Origin of the sequence: Bacillus pacificus, from assembly GCF_020861345.1 — a bacterium.
Taxonomy (GTDB): domain Bacteria; phylum Bacillota; class Bacilli; order Bacillales; family Bacillaceae_G; genus Bacillus_A; species Bacillus_A pacificus.
Window position 1 is genome coordinate 2,931,809 of the sequence record NZ_CP086328.1, and the last position, 19,627, is coordinate 2,951,435.

Annotated in this window: 17 protein-coding genes and 2 pseudogenes; 6 read left to right on the plus strand and 13 right to left on the minus strand. The window is 33.7% G+C overall.

The genetic code is table 11. The features are described 5' to 3' along the window. Positions 1-96: 96 nt before the first annotated feature. Together LMD38_RS15370 and LMD38_RS15375 are read right to left on the minus strand one after the other, a co-directional pair. Positions 97-1,251: a CgeB family protein gene (locus tag LMD38_RS15370; RefSeq protein ID WP_016717392.1), complete on the minus strand. Its 1,155-nt coding sequence runs from the start codon at positions 1,249-1,251 to the stop codon at positions 97-99. A gap of 34 nt (positions 1,252-1,285) precedes the next feature. After that, entirely contained in the window at positions 1,286-2,506 is a 1,221-nt protein-coding gene (locus tag LMD38_RS15375) for a tetratricopeptide repeat-containing glycosyltransferase (protein WP_016717391.1), read from the minus strand. A 139-nt stretch (positions 2,507-2,645) separates the two neighbouring features. Here LMD38_RS15375 and LMD38_RS15380 point away from each other — a divergent pair. Beyond that, a pseudogene (locus tag LMD38_RS15380) lies at positions 2,646-3,409 on the plus strand (DUF2711 family protein). Between the two features lie 71 nt (positions 3,410-3,480). On the opposite strand, the gene gnd reads toward LMD38_RS15380, so the two are convergent. From gnd to LMD38_RS15400, 4 genes are all read right to left on the minus strand, one after another. Next, a complete protein-coding gene (gnd, locus tag LMD38_RS15385) occupies positions 3,481-4,377 on the minus strand; it encodes a phosphogluconate dehydrogenase (NAD(+)-dependent, decarboxylating) (protein WP_000765989.1) in 897 nt (298 codons plus the stop codon). Between the two features lie 18 nt (positions 4,378-4,395). After that, positions 4,396-5,745 (minus strand): GntP family permease, encoded by a 1,350-nt coding sequence (locus LMD38_RS15390; protein ID WP_000260196.1) that lies wholly within the window; start codon positions 5,743-5,745, stop codon positions 4,396-4,398. A 14-nt stretch (positions 5,746-5,759) separates the two neighbouring features. Continuing rightward, positions 5,760-7,298, minus strand: a complete 1,539-nt coding sequence (gene gntK / locus LMD38_RS15395) for a gluconokinase (RefSeq protein WP_062821117.1) — start codon at positions 7,296-7,298, stop codon at positions 5,760-5,762. A gap of 405 nt (positions 7,299-7,703) precedes the next feature. After that, positions 7,704-8,141, minus strand: coding sequence for an Lrp/AsnC family transcriptional regulator (locus LMD38_RS15400; RefSeq protein ID WP_049112869.1), 438 nt, complete (start codon positions 8,139-8,141; stop codon positions 7,704-7,706). Positions 8,142-8,283: 142 nt separating this feature from the next. Between LMD38_RS15400 and LMD38_RS15405 the strand changes: the two genes are divergently transcribed. The 4 genes and pseudogenes from LMD38_RS15405 to LMD38_RS15420 all read left to right on the plus strand — a co-directional run bounded on the left by LMD38_RS15405 (position 8,284) and on the right by LMD38_RS15420 (position 11,483). Then, positions 8,284-8,865, plus strand: coding sequence for a DJ-1/PfpI family protein (locus tag LMD38_RS15405; protein WP_000722332.1), 582 nt, complete (start codon positions 8,284-8,286; stop codon positions 8,863-8,865). A 122-nt stretch (positions 8,866-8,987) separates the two neighbouring features. Beyond that, positions 8,988-9,229, plus strand: a pseudogene (locus LMD38_RS15410) (LysE family translocator); the annotation flags it as partial. A 335-nt stretch (positions 9,230-9,564) separates the two neighbouring features. Continuing rightward, positions 9,565-10,467, plus strand: a complete 903-nt coding sequence (locus LMD38_RS15415; RefSeq protein ID WP_062821116.1) for an ABC transporter permease subunit — start codon at positions 9,565-9,567, stop codon at positions 10,465-10,467. Next, positions 10,464-11,483, plus strand: a complete 1,020-nt coding sequence (locus LMD38_RS15420) for an ABC transporter permease (protein ID WP_062821115.1) — start codon at positions 10,464-10,466, stop codon at positions 11,481-11,483. The genes LMD38_RS15415 and LMD38_RS15420 overlap by 4 nt, the downstream gene beginning before the upstream one ends. A 130-nt stretch (positions 11,484-11,613) precedes the next feature. Here LMD38_RS15420 and adhP read toward each other — a convergent pair whose 3' ends face one another. The 7 genes from adhP to LMD38_RS15455 all read right to left on the minus strand — a co-directional run bounded on the left by adhP (position 11,614) and on the right by LMD38_RS15455 (position 18,929). Then, the gene (gene adhP / locus LMD38_RS15425; RefSeq protein ID WP_000649103.1) at positions 11,614-12,657 is read right to left on the minus strand and encodes an alcohol dehydrogenase AdhP; all 1,044 of its coding nucleotides are present in this window, start codon (positions 12,655-12,657) and stop codon (positions 11,614-11,616) included. 413 nt (positions 12,658-13,070) lie between these two features. Beyond that, positions 13,071-13,925 carry a MurR/RpiR family transcriptional regulator gene (locus LMD38_RS15430; RefSeq protein ID WP_001119639.1) on the minus strand — a complete coding sequence of 285 codons (855 nt, stop codon included), beginning with the start codon at positions 13,923-13,925 and terminating at the stop codon, positions 13,071-13,073. A 136-nt stretch (positions 13,926-14,061) separates the two neighbouring features. Continuing rightward, a complete protein-coding gene (locus tag LMD38_RS15435) occupies positions 14,062-15,366 on the minus strand; it encodes a serine hydrolase domain-containing protein (protein ID WP_014893780.1) in 1,305 nt (434 codons plus the stop codon). A gap of 9 nt (positions 15,367-15,375) precedes the next feature. Further along, positions 15,376-16,011, minus strand: coding sequence for a response regulator (locus LMD38_RS15440; protein ID WP_000694641.1), 636 nt, complete (start codon positions 16,009-16,011; stop codon positions 15,376-15,378). A 14-nt stretch (positions 16,012-16,025) separates the two neighbouring features. Next, complete coding sequence (locus tag LMD38_RS15445) at positions 16,026-17,144, minus strand: GAF domain-containing sensor histidine kinase (protein WP_062821114.1); 1,119 nt, start codon at positions 17,142-17,144, stop codon at positions 16,026-16,028. Between the two features lie 157 nt (positions 17,145-17,301). Then, positions 17,302-18,195 (minus strand): mechanosensitive ion channel family protein, encoded by an 894-nt coding sequence (locus LMD38_RS15450; protein WP_062821113.1) that lies wholly within the window; start codon positions 18,193-18,195, stop codon positions 17,302-17,304. 296 nt (positions 18,196-18,491) lie between these two features. Then, on the minus strand, positions 18,492-18,929 hold the full coding sequence (locus LMD38_RS15455; RefSeq protein WP_001245060.1) for an Hsp20/alpha crystallin family protein: 438 nt from the start codon (positions 18,927-18,929) through the stop codon (positions 18,492-18,494). A 226-nt stretch (positions 18,930-19,155) separates the two neighbouring features. On the opposite strand from LMD38_RS15455, the gene LMD38_RS15460 reads away from it, so the two are divergent. Next, positions 19,156-19,605, plus strand: coding sequence for an NUDIX hydrolase (locus LMD38_RS15460; protein WP_000540519.1), 450 nt, complete (start codon positions 19,156-19,158; stop codon positions 19,603-19,605). Positions 19,606-19,627: the final 22 nt, after the last annotated feature.

Sequence of the window (19,627 nt, forward strand, 5' to 3'; positions counted from 1 at the left end):
TTTCTATACAAAACACAATATAAAGAGGGAACTAGCTTAATAAAATAGTATGATAGACGAAAAAAGAACTCATACGAAAGTATGAGTTTTTCACATTTACTTTTCTTTCTCTTTATTGCTCAGTATGCCATTGCTTCTTTTAGCTTCAAAATGGTTATACGCTTTTTCTGCTAATTTGATACGTTCTTCTGGCAATTCTACATATTTCATAATATTTTCTATTATTTTTTCATACGGAGTAAATACAATTCCCGGCCAATCTATTTCGTCCTCTGGGTTGCTATTTTCCGAAATAATAAATTTCTTATTTGCCACTGCATAAGAAACTCGAGGAGTTTCAAGAATACCAGATAAGTAAAAGTGGATATTTAATATAATTTTAGATCTGGCAATTAACTCATTTCTAACAATTCCCCACGCATTATTTTTAAAAACAATATTTAAATTCGGGGCAACGACTTTTAATTGATCCAATATAGCTTGCCGTCTTGGGTTAAGAGCACCTATAAACAGTATATCAATGTCTTCAGTTAATTCTTCATCAAATGCATCTTTTTTTATTTCTAAAGTTGGTGCATAGTTCATGCCTACATGTTTTATTTCTTTTCCTACTCCTCTTTGTTTTAACCATTCTATATTTTGTTTACTATAATCCCAAATTTCCCTATCTTTTAATAACATTAAATAAAGAGGATGCGCATAAGGGCTTCCTTCATATAGCTGTTCTAAATTATAAATAATTGCATTTTTCGGAAGGAGATGTGGGCTATGTGCATATGTATGCGCTCCAAAAACAATTGTATTCCCCACATTTTCGAGTATTGTTTCTGATATGATTGCTGTATTTCCCTCTTGCTCCAATCGCCATTTCAAAGCTCGCGCAACATCTATAAAACTACCATACGTCTTTGGGCATATAAACAAACAATAATCATATTCTTTATTCAAATAAGCTTCCATTAGCCTTAAATTATTCTTATATAAATCCACATCCGGATATTTCAGTAAAAGATCCTTCGCATGTTTTTTTGCTACTTTATATAGTCCAGCATAATAAGCAGCAATGCACCTTCTTAATTCGATTCTTTGCTGATGTTCATCTGATACGTCCATGTTTAACAGAAGATTTGCGATACAATACGCTTTTAAATGATCACGATCATAATAATAATCTAGTAGTGGCAACAATTCTTCATACGTATTTCCATGCACAGATTCTCCTAGCTCTAGCGCCCATCGTATTAATTCCATTATTACTCCACTACTCCTTTAACCGAAATTGTATTCAATAAAATTTCGCATTACTTTCTACCATATTTGCTATATGCAACGGTAGCTCTTCTTTTTTCGATTCCAAAAATTTTTGTGATACTGCACCTAAATGTTTTTTATGTGGTATATAAAATGCACTTATAGAAATTTCATAGTCAAATAAGTAATCATACACATGATAATCTACAAATAGAAGATCATCTTTTGGAAAAGGAATTTCCTTCCCTTGCAGGGCATACATCAAAGCAATATTATTTTGAGATTTTAATCGATACATTCTTGCAAGTTGGTATAATGGCTCAGCCCGAGTTGGTCTATATTCCCACGCTTTTTGAAAATAAAAAATAGCTAGCGCTGAATATTGCTCTTCTTGCGTCTTAGCATTTTCCATTTCATCTGCTTCTGTTACTTCATGTTGTTTATTTGCTGCACGGTTTGCTAATTGTTCATAACAAAACCCTATTCGCAACAACGAATAGAACACCTCTTCAACCCATCCTCCTGCTTCCACTCGTTTTTTATACCATTTAATCGAATCTTCAAATTGGCTTAAATGAAAATAAGTTTGGGCTAAATAAAATAAATATCTTATATGCAAATCTGGCGTAGTTTCTGGATCACTCAACCCTTGTAACAACAGCCTCTCATCTCTTTCAAATTTATCCGCTTTACTCCCACCATCACCAGGGTCATTAACGACAAGCGTCTCCAGTCTAGCTACTCTCGTATTGTAATTCTCTCCAACTTTGGAACGATCTATATCCCAATACTCATGAGTAACACCGACTGATTTCCATGGTAAAGAAGCTTTTAACAGACGTGTAAGCCAATATTTAATATGAACATCATATTGCAATGTAAGATAATGATCTTCCGTTAAGCTCGTTTTATCGAAATTCGGATCAACCTCTAAAATCATATCCGCATCTAATATTAATAAATAATCTGCTTCTGGATATGTTTTTTGTGCCAACGAAACAGCTAAACTTCTGTTATAACCGAAGTTTTTAAACGGCTCATGATGAACCGTCCCAGGTATCTCATTTTCCTTACACCAATTTTCAATAATTTCAGGCGTATTATCCGTCGATCCAGTATCACAAATAGAAACAAAATCTACAATTGATTTCGTAGCATTTAAACACCTTTCCATAATCCTAGACTCGTTTTTAACAATCATACAAAGACATAACTTTTTTTCTTCCCCTGCATTCTTCACTTGCTCATTTCCCATTTAACCACCTCATATTTTATTAACACGCTCTTTTCATATGTAACATCATTTCTTAGCTACACTGATGACATAACCATCCTTTTACTATTTATGAAAACTTCATTTTATTTATTCTTATTTTTATGTTGGGACATATTTCATGCAGCGCTTTATACTTGATACAATCAATACAAAAAACATAATGCGGGAATCCGTACATTTCAAAGTCTAAGAGGAGGTTTTATTTTGTTGGATTACATTTGGCTAGATGACAAATCACCCATTTTAGTACAACTACCAAGCAACTTTAAGTCTGCTGCTATATTACTTCATCCTTTTGTCCAAATGCCTTTAGGGTGGGAAAACTCAGTAAGAAAAAGACCTTACGAGCACATATATCCAAGTGCTGAAGAAATCATTCAAAATGGGAAATCCGTTTCTTGGAAGGAAATAATGTCTTATAGTGGACTAAATTCATACACAGAACTAGCAATAGCCATGTTAACTTCCAGTAATGTCTTTTCAGAAGAATATAAAAGAGATGACTTAGCTAAAAAGCTACATTCAAACTTTAAACAAGACCTTTATTATCCAACGGAAGATTATACATCTATATTTTTATTACAGAATTTACCAAAACTCCTTGGTTCGAAAGGTGCAAAAAATCTATATTTCTCTGAACCAATCTTTGCTACAAACAAATCATTACAGATACATGATACAACCCCTTTAAATATTTGGAACCTTTTCTGTAGTGAGTTCATTATTACTGATGAAAACATGGATTATGCATTCATGAGTATGTTTGATTCCTTTACAACTTTTTTATTAGCGAAAGACGAAAATATAGAGTACATTGTTCAATCAATACATATTGAAGCCATCATATGTGATAAAAAAACAATGATTGATTGGTATTTATAAATTAGAGATTTCTTACACTATAAAAAAAAGAAACTTGCGCTTATACACAAGTTTCTTTTCAAAATCATTTCCTATTTTTTCACAACTTCATGTCCACCGAACTGATTACGAAGAGCTGAAACTACTTTTCCGTGGAATGTATCATCTTCTTGAGAACGGTAGCGCATAAATAATGACATTGCGATTACTGGTGCTGCAGCTTGCAGTTCAAGTGCAGTTTCAACAGTCCACTTTCCTTCTCCTGAAGAGTTCATTACACCTTTAATGCCATCTAGTTTCGGATCTTCTGCAAATGCTTTTTCAGTTAAGTCCATTAACCAACCACGGATAACTGATCCGTTCGCCCATACTTTTGCAACATCTTCATAATTGAAATCAAAATCACTTTTATCTAACACTTCAAATCCTTCAGCGATTGCTTGCATCATGCCGTACTCAATACCGTTATGAACCATTTTTAAGAAATGACCACTACCAACACGGCCAGCATAAGAATACCCATTCTCTACTGCTAAATCTTTAAATAAAGGTTCTAATTGATCGTAAATTTCTTTTTCTCCACCAACCATTAAGCAAGCACCGTATCTAGCTCCTTCTACACCTCCTGATGTACCGATATCTACGTAATGTAAACCAAAGCTTTTCGCTTCTTCAGCACGGCGTAACGTATCTTTATAGAATGAATTCCCGCCTTCAATAACGATATCGCCTTCCTCTAATAATGGATAAACTTCTTTTAATACTGACTCAACTACTTCCCCTGCAGGTACCATTACCCAAATTGTACGAGGAGCTTCTAGTTCAGCAATCATTTCTTTTAATGAATGGCGAGCAGTGATACCTAATTTATCCGCTTTTTCAACAAGTTCTTTATTTACGTCATATACAACTACTTCATGCTTGTCTTCATATAAATGTTCCGCTAATGGGAACCCCATTTTTCCTAATCCAATTAAACCTAGTTTCATATTAATCAATCTCCCATTCTATACAAATATATTTAATAACGAAATGAGTCCAAGTGCTACTACAGATAGTATAGTCTCCATTGCAGTCCATGTTAATAACGTTTCTTTCACAGTCATTCCGAAATACTCTTTAATCATCCAAAATCCTGAATCATTCACGTGTGATAAAATTAATGATCCTGCACCAGTTGCAAGTGCTAACAATTCAACATTTACACCTGGTGTACTTGCTGCAATCGGTGCAACAATACCAGCTGCTGTCATCATAGAAACAGTTGCCGATCCAGTTGCGATTCGAATTAGTGCCGCAATTCCCCACCCTAATAATATTGGTGAAATATGCGATTCTTTCGCCATATCTGCAATTGTCGTTCCAATTCCAGAATCTAATAATACTTTATTAAATGCGCCGCCTGCACCAATCACTAACAATATGTTTGCAATTGGCCCAAGGCAATCATTTGTAAATTGTAATACTTTATCTTTTGAGAAACCTTTTGCATATCCAAGACTAAAGAAAGAGTAAATGGTTGCAATTAATAAAGCGACAATCGGATCTCCAATAAAGTGTAATACTTGTGCTAGTTGACTCGTTTTATTTAATGCAACTTCCGCTATTGATGCACCAAGCATAAGAAATACTGGAAGTAAAATTGTAAACAATGTATTTCCAAAGCTAGGAAGCTCTTTTTTATTATCTTTTTCAACAAATTGCTCCGCTATATCTAATGGTACTTCCTTATGTATACGAGCACCAATCCATTTTCCATAAAGTGGACCTGAAATAATTGCAGTTGGAAGTCCGACAATTAACGCATATAAAATTGTCTTCCCTACATCTGCTTTAAAAATACCTACCGCTGCCATCGCTGCTGGATGCGGTGGCACTAGTCCGTGTACAACGGATAATCCTGCTACTAGTGGAATACCGATTGTAATAAGTGATACCCCTGTTTCTAATGCAATTGTAAATACCAATGGAATTAGTAGTACAAATCCAACTTGGAAAAATACCGGAATCCCTACTAAAAATGCAACAAACATCATTGCCCAGTGAACACGTTTCTTCCCAAAACGATCAATTAATGTGTTAGCAATTCGTTCAGCACCGCCAGATTCGGCCATCATTTTTCCAAGCATCGTTCCTAATGCTAAAACTATCGCTAAAAACCCTAACGTATTACCAAGCCCTAGTTTAATAGAATCAATAATCCCTGGATCTTTTGGTGAAGTTCCAATCAATGGCATTCCCATTGCTAGCCCTACACCAATTGCTGTTAAAATTAACGCGACAAACGGATGCCATTTTACTACCGTAATAAGTAAAAGTAGTATGACAACTGCCGCTAGTACGATTCCAACTACCATTTCTCCCAATCCCCCTATTGTTTACGTTGGAAAGCAGCTATACAATCAAATTCTTCTTTCAAGCGATTATAAAGTCGTTCATACATATAAAACATTTCTAAATATATAGCCGTATTTTCTTTATTCGGTACATGGTGATGAACAATATCAATCCAATCCTTAACCTCTTCAAGAGAATCAATTTTTCCTACAGCATATAAAGCAACTGCCGCTGCCCCAAGCGCAGATGCTTCATGACTTTCAGGAACAAGCAATTCTTTTCCCATCATATCGGATAACATTTGTCTCCAAAATGCAGATTTCGCAAATCCTCCTGAAACGCGTATTTCAGTAAGTGGCCCTGTACAATCCCTGATTGCGAGTGCAACAGAATATACGCTCATACAAACCCCTTCCATGACTGCACGAATAAAATGTTCTCGTTTATGCTGAAGATTAATTCCGAAGAATGTACCACGAGCATTTGCATTCCAGTAAGGTGCACGTTCTCCAGATAAGAAAGGTAAAAATAGCAATCCACCTGCTCCAGCTGGTACACTTTCCGCATATTTAATTAATAAATCATACGGATCAATGCCAAGTTTTCTTGCAACTTCTTGTTCTGGGCTACCAAATTCATCACGTAACCATCTCAGTAATATGCCACCATTATTCGTTGGTCCGCCAATCACCCAGTGCTCGTCTGTTAATGCATAACAAAACGTTCTTCCTTTTTCATCTGTATTAACATTAGATGAAATTGTTCGAACTGCACCACTTGTTCCAATCGTAATTGCAGCTGATCCAGGCGATATGGCTCCAACGCCTACATTCGCAAGAACACCATCACTTGCACCAATAACAACTGGAGTATCTTCACGAATACCCATCTTTTGTGCTAATTCCGGTTTCATACCCGATAAAATATATGTAGTTGGTACTGGGGTTGATAATTGTTCTGAAGAAATATTTAACATTTCCAGCACATCAACATCCCAATTTAACGTTTCTAAATTGAATAACCCTGTAGCAGAAGCAATGGAATAATCAACTACGTAGCGTGAAAACAATTGGTAAATAACATACTCTTTAATAGAAATAAATTTATAAGCACTTTTATATAATTTTGGTTCCTCTTCTTTCATCCATAGTAATTTAGATAGTGGCGACATTGGATGAATTGGTGTACCTGTACGTCTATAAATTTCATGTCCATTCATATGTTGTAATAATTTTTCCGCTTGTTTCGTACTACGATTATCTGCCCAAATGATAGAGCGCGTTAACGGCACACCCTTTTCATCTACTGCAATTAATGCGTGCATTGCTGTACTAATACCAATTGAAGAAATATCTTCTGGTAACACGTCACCTTTTTCTATGGCAACGCTTACAGTTTTATAAACAGCAGCACATATTACATCGGGATCTTGCTCAGCCCATCCAACGTTCGGTTGAATAATTGGATAATCTACTGCATGTGATGCAACGACTTTTCCTTTTTCTGTGAACACAACCGTTTTTGTACTTGTGGTACCGATATCAATCCCGATTACTCTCCCCCTTGTTTCCATGCGAATCTTCCCTTCGTTTCTAGCAAAATATGATCTAGTAAACCGTTTACATGAATTAGTATATAAAATATTTTTTCTCTAATCAAGTTTTAAAAAGAAAATTTTTTTCATGATAAAATATAATTCCCCTCATGACATTTCACTTACATACTAAATTTAAATTCCCCCCGGCGGTAAAGTTACGTTATATTCGTTACGCAACACACTATTTTTCTTTCATTAACAACACATTCATACATAGTCCTTCCAAACTTTACTTTTTACTCATTTGCATGAAAAAGGTGTTGAAAAACAATATAAGAAAAATGATTAGAGACCCTTATTTTTTATACAAGTCCGAAAAATAAGGGCTATTTTCAAAAAAAACATTAAGAAAGTAATAGTTAATTGATTAGGCATGTATTTTTATTTTTCACTAATAAAGGGAGCGATTACCTTTTTTTCATGAGAAGATAATACAATATTTGTTGATGGCGTACCATATTGCATTGAATCATCAATAAATTGTTCTAAACTTTCTACAGAATCAGTTGCTAATTTGACAATATAGCTAATTTCCCCCGCTACTCTGTAACACTCAATTACATCCGGATGATTATAACAAAAGTTAGATAACGCTTTACAATTCGTTGATTTAAACAGAATAAGTGCCGAAATTGGGCGGTTAATTTTTTTTAGGGAAATATGTGCATGGTAACCTTCAATAATTTGTTGCGCCTCTAGCTTTCTTACTCGCTCAGTTACTGACGGAGAAGATAAGTGAACTACTTCAGCTAAATCCTTCATTGAAATTTTTGCATTTGACTGTAATAACCCTAAGATTTTTTTATCAATTTGATCCATAAAGTACCCAACCTTTTTTTATAAAATATAATAATCTAAATTCTTTACATAATAAAGCCAAACAATTAAATATCCTTATTTAACTTATTCATCAGCTTTTTATATCCATATAAAATAAGGATATTAGGAGGCGATTTACTATATGAAAAAGATTTTATTATTATTAGCTGACGGATTTGAAGCAGTAGAAGCTAGTGTATTTACAGACGTACTAGGTTGGAATAAGTGGGAGGGAGACGGGTCAACCGAGGTCATAACAGTTGGTCTTCGGGATAAATTAACTTGTACTTGGAATTTTACTATCATACCCGAAAAAACGGTTGATAATATTCAATTGGATGAGTTTGATGCACTAGCTATTCCAGGAGGGTTTGAAGAAGCTGGTTTTTATCGGGATGCATACAGTAAAGAATTCTTACATGTTATTCAACATTTTCATGTCAAACAGAAACCTATTGCAAGTATTTGTGTTGCATCATTAGCACTTGGTAAAAGTGGAATTCTTATAGGTAAAAAAGCTACCACATACAGTCATCCAACGAGTAAACGAAAAGAGCAGTTAAAGAATTTCGGTGCAAAAGTACAAAATGATTTAATTGTTCAAGATGGAAATATTATTACATCTTCAAATCCAGGTACAGCTTTTGATGTTGCATTTTTATTACTTGAAAAACTAACATCTAAACAGAACGCTAAACATGTAAAGGATCTTATGGGGTTTTAAGCAATGAACTTCAACAAAGAGATACTTTTGTAACTCGCTAGAAGTAATGTAAAGAATCACCACAATCTTGTTTTTTGTTGAAACAATTGAAAAGAATAGTAATTGAATAAAATAGAAGAACTTTTATGATTGCTCTATCACCGGCTAATATTGTATTTTGGATAGGGGTCTTCGGTCTGGTTCTAGTCTCTTCATTAGATAATGCAAGTACATCTACATTTATCATAATAGCTGTTGGTATCTTTTAGGCTTTGTTCATTTTACTAGAATTTTTCTAAATCCAATCTTAATTAAATGGATATCTAAATCAGCCGCAATAGTACTATTTGGATTTAGTGGTTATTTTGGTTACGAGTTTAGATAAAAGTATAACTCTTATAAACTTAAATATATTGATTACAATGTATATGAAACAATATGCATTTCAAACAAAAACACAACATAATTGTAAATTTGTTATATGACGCAGGTGCCCTCCTAGGTATTCATTGATCCCTAGGAGTTTTTTTAATTCCCCACACATAACCTAAAAGAAGAAACAATCTCACCTAAATTGTTGGGTTTCACCCATAACACAAATTAGATGGAGTTTTCTTGCTGAAAAGGATAAAATCTAATGATATTTTTATTTTTCAGAAAAATAAAACAATATTTCAAACTTTATTGTATAATGTTGTAAAAAGATGTCGGAGGGATTTAATGTTACATAAAATATCTCAATTCACAATTAAGCTTTCATCCATTTTTTTATCACTGTTACTATTATTAAATTTACCTTATTTATTTATCACTCAAAACGGATTTACCTTTCAACCAATTCTTTTTTTTAATCAGATTGTTACTATGTTAAAGGATGTTTTCTCCCCTGAATCATTAGTGGTTATAGGATCAGACCCGAAATTTGGTAGTTTCAAAAAAACACCCTTATTCCCAACCGTTTTAGAACCTTACCTATATTCATTTACTGTATTATTTTTAGCCTTTTTACTTGCGCTCTTTCTATCAGCTAGCATGGCATTTTTTTATTTTTTAGCAAAAGATTATATAAAAAAATGGGTAAATCGAATTGTGTTCATATTAGAAGCTGTCCCTGATATGATGATGATGATTTGTTTGCAAATATTTTTCATATGGTTACTTAAGAAATTCGGGGAATCTCCTGTCACCATTATTTCTTTTAATGAAAATCGAGCTTATTTACTCCCTATTTTATCTTTAGCGGTCTTACCTACATTACAAATGTTTCGGATGATGGTGTTATACATAAAAGAAGAACATGGAAAAGATTATGTAGAAGTTGCCTATGGAAAGGGCCTTTCATCAAGTTATATACTACGCATTCATTTATTCAAAAATATATCTATCCACTTCTTCCACCATTTAAAAACGATTTTTGTTTTCTTACTTTCTAATTTATTCATTTTAGAATTTGTTTTTAATATGGATGGCATTATTCAATTTTTATTTAATAAGGCGTTTATTTCACCTCCCGCTGCATTTATCATACTGGTCATGATTATTTTACCGTTTTATACTATTTTTCAAATAATCTCATTCATGATGAATAGATGGCACAAGCACTTGAAAGGAGTAGCATTATGAAATCTATTTGGAAATCAAAACGCTTTTTAATCGGTTTCACTTATTTATTCATACTTATTTCAGCTAGTTTTATTTATAGTTGGTTCTTTAAAGATAACATCCCAAAACCTCCACAGTTACTTTACAATGACAATAACGAATTACTTGGAAAGGCCCCCTTTCCACCATCGTTAATTCCGCCTTTTGGATCTGATCGTTTTGGTGAGTCTGTTTTCTTACAAATTATAGAAGGAGCAAAATTCACTATTTTATTAGCCATGGCAATTAGCTTCTTTCGAATTTTATGCGGAACATGTATAGGAATCCTCTTAAGTTTATTTGCTCCAAAACTCAAGAGATTTTTCCAGGCATGCTCAGAAGTTTTTTATTATATTCCAACTTTATTTATCGCATTCATACTCATCACACCCGTTAATATTGTAATCACATCAAATGCTGATGGGTTAAATCCAAATATTTCATTTACGTTTTATCAAGTACTCGTACTTATTTTCGTCGCTCTGCCTACACTTTCTTTATATATATCCTCAGAGGTTGATGAATTTATGAAACGAGATTACATTTTAAGTTCACAATTATTGGGTGCTAGCCGTTTTCATATTATGAAAAAACACTTACGAGTCTTATTACTTGACCGCTTATTTGTATTATTTATGGAACATATCGTCCAAACACTCATACTCGTTATCCATTTAGCGTTGCTTAACATTGTAATTGGCGGGATACAAATGCGGGAACTCTATGACGGAGTGCTGAAACCTGTTTCTCTATCTAATGATTGGGCAGGACTTATTGGATTAAATCGTAATGAAATGAATCTTTCATGGTGGATTATTTTTTACACCCTTGCTTCATTCTTTATTACGATTCTATTTATTAAGCTTATGACAATCGGGATTCAAGATGCACTGAAAGCAAGAGATACGCAAGTTGTAGCAATTCAAAGCGTTCCAGATCGTAAAAAATTTGTTAAAAGTAAAGATTCTTTTTCGTTTGTAGATAAAGTGAACCTTTAATCCTTTCCCATTACTCGATATTGATAGTAGTGGAATGCAAAGAAGATGATCCCTGCATTTAACAGGGATCATCTTCTTTTTGTCGCCTAACTTTTTTACATGTCTTTAGCTAGACTCATACTTTTTATATTTAAAGTGAATTGCAATCACAATTATTGTGTTTAAAATCGATTACCATACGTCCTTGAATTCTACCTTGTTCCATTTCTTCGAATACATGTTGTACTTTATCTAGAGAACAAGTTTGAACGACCGGCACTACTTTTCCTTCTGCACCGAACATGAATGCCTCTTCTAAGTCTTTACGAGTACCGACTAAAGAACCAACTACTTCAATTCCATCTAGTACAAGTCGTGGAATGTTTAAATCCATCGTTTCCACTGGTAAACCTACTGCAACGACTTTACCACAAGCACGTACCGCATCTACTGCTGAGTTGAATGCTACTTTAGAAACGGCTGTTACTACAGCTGCATAAGCACCACCAAACTCTTCTTGAACAATCTTATCAGCAGGACCTTGAGAAATTGGATTGATAGTCATATCAGCGCCAACCTCTTTTGCTAAGGCTAATTTATCGTCATTAATATCTACTGCAATTACCTTTGCACCAAATACGTTTTTAGCATATTGAATAGCTAGGTTACCTAATCCACCACAACCATAGATGACGATAGGTTGGCCAGGTTTAATATCCGATACTTTTATAGCTTTATATGTAGTTACACCCGCACATGTAATGGATGATGCTTGAGCAGGATCTAATCCTTCTGGTACTTTCACCGCATAATCTGCTGTAACAATACATTGTTCAGCCATACCACCATCTACTGAATAACCAGCATTCTTCACTTCACGGCAAAATGTTTCTCTACCCGTTACGCAATATTCACAACGCCCACAAGATTGGAACATCCATGCAATACTTACACGGTCCCCCACCTTTAGTGAAGTAACATCATCAGCAATTTTCGTCACAATACCTATACCCTCATGACCAAGAATACGGCCATCTGTGTTTCCAAAATCATGATTTGCAACGTGTAAATCAGTATGACAAACTCCACAATACTCTACATCTACTAGCGCTTCACCTGAGTGTAACGGACGTAATTCCTTTTCAATAATTTCAATGTTTGCTTTACTATTTTTATTAACTACTACTGCTTTCATATGTGATCTCCCCTTTAGTGTTTTAGAATTTTTCATGAGTTCATCTCATAACTTCTGTCTTCACTAGTTTGGCTAATCATTGTGCCAAGTTTAAGTGTTCAATCATCATTACATGTTCATCATAACATGACACTTCAAAAACAAATTGTGAAATTATGAACAATGTTTGAATTGTTGTATAAATCGTTTTTTATTTTTTTAAATGAGAGTCATCACTGGCTATAAGTAAGTCACATATTTCTACAAGAAAATAAATAAACTATTCACTAATAAAAAAGGGGCTGTCTCATAAGTCTCTTTCGAAGTAAGATCACATGAAATTGAAAAGGCAGAAACGTTATAAAATCAACATTTCTGCCTTTCACTTTTTATTCGATTTTGGCTAAAAAGCACCTTTTGGGACAGCCTCTTTTTTATATTCGTTTCATCGAAATTGTTTCACGGATACTTTGTAAATTTTGCAACGTTTCTTCTTGGCGTTGTAACGATAACCCAACGTACAAAGTATCTAATAAACTTAACTGCGCTAATCTTGATGAACTTGCTTCTGTGCGGAATTCCGTTTCACGTGTTGAAGTGTATAATGTAATATCAGCCAGTTGACTTAATGCCGATTTCTGATAGCTCGTAATCGCAATAATTTTAGCTCCTCTTGCTTTCGCTACTTCTAACGCTTCCAGTAACCCTTTATTGCTACCAGAATGAGAAATGCCGATAACAACTGAATTTTTCGAGAGTAAACCTGCTCCCATAATTTGAAAATGCGAATCAGTATGAGCAATACATGAAATACCCGTTCTCATAAATTTATGATATGCATCCATCGCAATAATACCAGAACCACCATTTCCGTAAAACTCGATTCGATTTGCTTCTTGCAAAGCTTTTACAGCTTGCTCTAATGCCGTATCATTTAACAAATGCAATGTATCTTGTAGTCCTGTAATATGTGAATGAAAAACTTTTTTAGCAACAGTTACCATACTGTCTTCTGCTGATACTTCTTCATGAATATTTTGCATCGGTGTATGGACAATTTCACGAGCTAATGTAATCTTTAAATCTTGGAACCCTTGCAAACCAAGGTGTTTACATAAGCGAAATATCGTAGCCTCGGAACTATTCGTAACTTCTGCTAATTCAGTAATAGATTTATGTACAACATCTTGTGGATGTTTTAAAATATGTTCAGCAATACTTCGCAATTTCGGTGATAAACCGTTTAACGAAGCTTGAATCTTTCCAATCCCACTTCTTGTACCAGGCATAGCATATCTTCTCCCTCCATCATAGCTTTATCCCGTAAAAACACAATTGGTATGCGCTAATAATCAGTGGGGAATAGCCCCTCCACTGATTAAAGTTTCACTTTATTGTACCTAATTATTGAAAGAAGAAAAACCTTTATTCAGCTTCACTATATATTTTATTAGCTTTTATGCATTTTTTCGTAACATCTTCAAAAGATAATGATCCTGTTTTTGTATTTATTTTTATTTTTTCATCAACGTATTTCGTTCGAAACATTGCAACTTCCTCTTGAAAAGAACAAAGATACAGCTCAAGTTTATACAATACACCATAACGTTTCGGCACTATAACATAGAGTTTATTTTGTTTTTCTATAACTTGAATTACTTCATTGTTTTCTGTTATATATTTCCCCACACATTTTAATTTATCGAAAAAATTCACCTCATACACCTTTATAGGTCTCGGCATCTGAATCTCTTCCCCATTTATAATCTTAGCTATGTTATTTGCAATCTCTATGACCGGTGTAATATTTATATTACTTAGTACAATAATACAAACATTATCTTTTTCATATCGAATCAAATAATTCACAAAACCATTTATATCACCAAAATGACTAGTAGAAATATATTCTTCTTGTTCAATAGCCCAACCATATCCATAATGATCCGAATATGCAGTAAACATTTTTTGAAGTGAACTTTCTGAAATCACCTCTCTACTACGCAATGCTTTATGCCATTTAAACAAATCTTTAACTGTCGAATACATTCCATATGCCCCTAATGGAAATGACATATCAATATGTTCAGTTTGTTTTATATCTCCAAATATCGTATATCCTGTTGATAAAGATTCTACTATTTCTCTACCCTCATCCTCACATCCGGTATTATGCATTTGAAGTGGTTGACATATATATTTATGTATATATTCTTTATATGATAAACCAGTAATCTTTTCGATTATAATTGTTAATAAAATATAACCAGAATTTGTATAACTATATCTCTCACCTGGTTTAAACTCTAACGGGTACGTCTTTAATACATGCACAATGTCTTCTTTAGATACAGATTTTCTCATTATATCCGACCAATAATTAGGCCAACTTGTAAAATTTGAAATACCCGATGTGTGAGTTAATAGGTGGTGAATTGTAACATCTTCTCCATAAGAGAATCCCTCTATATATTTTGAAATTGAGTCTTCTACCGAGAGCAATCCACGTTCTTCTAATTGTAAAATTGCTGTACTGGTAAACCCTTTCGTTAATGAACCAATTCGAAATTTTGTATCAATAGTATGAGGAATGTTAAATGTGAAATTCGCTGTTCCAAATGCTTCACTTAACAATATTTCATCATTTTTTGCAATTAGTACCGTACCATTAAAATAACTAGCCTCAGACAAACTTGACATGTACCGCTGTAATGTAGTCCTTACTTTCATACACTCCTCCTAAATAACCCCATATTTCACCGCATATAATGCAGCTTGCGTACGATCATCTACTTCTAATTTAGCTAAAACATTTGAAACATGTGTTTTTACAGTTTGTTCTGTAATATGAAGCACTGCTGCAATTTCTTTATTACTTCGCCCTTGCGCAATTTCACGAAGTACTTCTTGTTCTCTTTTCGTTAACATAGAAAAAGGGTTTTCTTTTTCTTTCTTGACTACTGATCGTCCTAATAGTGCTGGTGTTACTTTCGGATGAAAATTCGTATTTCCTTCATGTACTGCAATAATAGAAGCTACAAGTTGCTCAGGTTGTACTTCTTTTAATTGATAACCATCTGCTCCGGCTTCAAGTGCTGGTAAAACATAATCTTGCTCTGAAAAACTGCTTAATATTAGTATCTTTATCGTTTCATCATATTGTTTTATTCGTTTTGTTGCTTCGATGCCATCCATCTTCGGCATTGATAGATCCATTAATACTACATCTGGCCTTTTTGTTTGGACGAATGTTAACGCATCTTCTCCATTTTCTGCTTCCCCAACAATTTCAAATTCTTCTCTCGTTTTCAAAAAGAATACAAGTCCTCTTCGAACGATATGATGATCCTCAACTAGTAGTAATTTAATTTTCAACCTTCTTCTCCCCTTCAAACTGGCAATTGAATTTCAATTTTCGTACCTTTTTTCAGCTCCGTTTTTATTTGAAATGATCCCCTCATTAACTGAATACGTTCCTTCATACTTTTTAAACCGAGTGCTGACTCTCGTACCTGATCTTGTATAAATCCTATTCCGTTATCCTCTATGCAAAAATATAACTCGTTATCTTCTATTTTTAAAAGAACATGTACCTTTTCACACGAAGCATGTTTTTTACAATTATGTATCGCTTCTTGACTAATACGCCATAAAACTTCTTCTATTTCATCACCAATTGAAACCATTCCATCAATTCGAACTTCCACGTGAATTCCTAACAACTTTCCGTAATTTTTAATTGCTTCAGCTAACCCTTTCTCTAATCCTTCCGGTCTTAATTGCCAAATCAAGAGTGTCATCTCTTGTAATGCTTCCTGTGATAATTCTCCAATATAGCTCAACATCTCTTGCAAGTCTCTATCTTGCGTCATATTTAGCGTACCTTTTGCGGTTAACATGATAGAAAATAACAATTGTTTTACTGAATCATGTAAATCACGTGCAAGTCGATTTCGTTCTGCTACAACTACATATTTACGTTCTTTCTCTACTAATTGAATACGTTGTATAGTTGTTCCTATTTGAAATGCAATCGATTCTAATAATGCTAATTCTTCCTCTGAAAAATGTGTTTTTTGAGGAGAGGCGACATTTAATAGACCAAACTTCTCCGATCCAGACCTAAGGGGAATTGTCGCATGGTGCGTAACATTTTCGGTATCTCCCCAATTACATTCAATCGCATCCTCTATTCGCTTACATTCAATAATATTTGTCGCTTTTTCCAATCTTCCATTCACAAAACGCTCTACACACCAACAATCTCCTTCACACATCGGCTTCTTCTCTTGCCACGTAAGAGCTGGCGGTAAGTTTTCATCCACAAGCATACGGTGCTTTCCACTTTCATCAATAAAAAAGATCCAGCCTGTTTGCAAATTCATAACTTGTAACAATGTATGTAACACTTTTTCCAACATGTCTTGTAAGTCTGTTGCTTCATTTAATAATTCAGCAATTGCTTTTAATGCCTCTAAACGATGCATCTCTTTTTCTTCAAAGTTCATTTTCATCACCATCTATCATTATAACATTAAGAAATTTCTAAATTCTACAAATTAAAAAGAACTGAATTTCTTCAGCTCTTTGTTTATATCGATCATTTTATTATTATTTTTCTATCCAATGTTGAAAGCAGCATTTCCGTTACCAAACTATTCTACTTTAGCTGTCCGATACAGATTGTCCGCTATGGGTATGCTGTAAACTTTCAGTAGTAACGACCATATTTGCTGCTGGCATTTGTACTCGATTCTTATGAAATATAGACATTAATTCAAATCTTACTTGTCTAGAAGTTTCAAAATAATCTTCTGGCTTTATTAAACCTGTAATACAAAATTCATATCCAACGTATTTCAGATTCGGATTTAAATCTGTAACACCTACATATTTAAAAGGTTCAACAGCTTCATCCTCTACTTTATAAAGACTTGAGGCCAATTTTTCATTACAGTTCACACAAACTTCCTCTAACAATCCCTTAACTCTTGTCGGATCTTCCTGATAACTTACCGTAATTCGTTCAATTACGCGCATCCAGCCTTTATTAAAATTTTGTATCGTTCTAATCTCTCCGTGTGGTATGGTAAGGAGTTTTCCTGACCATTCACGAATTTGCATAAAACGAATACTAATTTCCTCAATCGTTCCTGAGTTTGTTCCGTTAAAAGTAACAAAATCGCCAACACGAAACTCTTTGTCCGCTAATCTCGCAAAGCCTAATATAACATCTTTCAGCATCTGTTGTGCAGCAAAACCGATAACAACCCCCGCTATCCCTGCGCCTGCAATGATACTTTTTATATCTACAAATTGGCTAATTAAATATATGATTAGACTAATGATAATGATATATCTAAAAATAGATCGAATCACACTTTGAATCGTTTGCTCTACCTCTTCATCAAAAAAGCTTGATTTCCTAAAAAACCAATCAATAATGCGGTTTATGACAAATGAAATAATGATTAGAACGAAAGCAAATAGTAAAAATCTTAAAAGTAAAAACTCTCTTACATAATTAAAAAATTCTTCAGTATACGTTAATAAACTCATCTAACCACTTCCTTACTAATTAAAAAATTCATAATCGTCTCAGTTTGTTCTAGAACAATCTATTATCTACTCTAAAATGCTGCTACCCTTACTATGTATTTTGGCTTTATTACTAATTCACTTTAAACAGTATGTCTAGCTGTTCTTTTCCTTTCCCTTTAAATATACCCTTTTTAATAACCTAAGGGGAGCTAATCGTGAAATTTTTTAAACGTTAAAACTTTATTCTACTCATTACGATTTCAACTAATTTATTCATTAACTAGATAAAAAAAGAGCTGAATTTATCAGCTCTTTTATTCGATATTAATTGTTGTTTTACTGTTTTTTTCTTCTTTCAATTTTGGCAATTCAATTGTCAGTACGCCATCTTTATAATTTGCTTTAACATTTTCTTCCTCAACTTGTTGAAAATTAAAGCGTCGAGTTACAGAACCTATAGAACGTTCTTTACGAATATATATGCCATTCTCATTTTTTTCTTCTACTTCATTATGATTAGTTGCTTGAATCGTTAATACATCTTGTTCAAATTCAACTTGAATGTTTTCTTTTTGAAAACCAGGTAAATCTGCTTTTACTGTATATTTATCAGACTGTTCATGAACATCTACTTTAAAAGTATCCATGTTCATCGGTTTAAAGAAAGCATCTGTCATCCCTTCTAATAAAGAAGGCCCAAAATCAAAAATACCATTTTGACGTTTTGTTATCTCTGGAAATAAATTACGCATATTTTTTCCTCCTTATTATTTATGAATGAAAGATTATCTCTTTCTATCTTTATTATAACACTTGGTCAAAAAAGGTCAAAGATTTTGTTTGACCTTTTTTGATGTATATTTTACCAAATAAAACAAATAGGTTATAGGACATCTCTCCCTCTTATAAAGAGGAAAATATTTACACAACAACGAATAGTATATTTGCTCTTATTTTTTCTTACGGAGGTTACATACAATGGGATATATTGAAGAACTTAGAAAAGTTGTCGGATCAAGACCACTCAATCTAGCAGGAGTTGCTGTAGCTGTTTTCAATAAACAAGGACAAATATTACTTCAACAAAGGCAGAATGGTATTTGGGGTGTCCCTGGTGGATTCGTTGAACTTGGTGAATCAACAGAAGAAGCTGGGAGACGAGAAGTGTTCGAAGAAACAGGGATTGAAATAGGAACCTTACAGTTAATAAGCGTATTTTCTGGAAAAGAATTTTTTGTAAAATTACCAAACGGGGATGAGTTTTATCCTATAACAATCGCATATCTTTGCAAAGACATTAAAGGCGGCTTGCTAAAAGCTGATGGGATCGAATCATTAAGTGTACAATTTTTTGATTTTGATAAGCTACCAGAGAATATTAGCCCATTTATAAAAAAATTAATTGAGCAAAACCTCGTCTCAATTTAAACGTAAAAAGAGACCTTTTTTT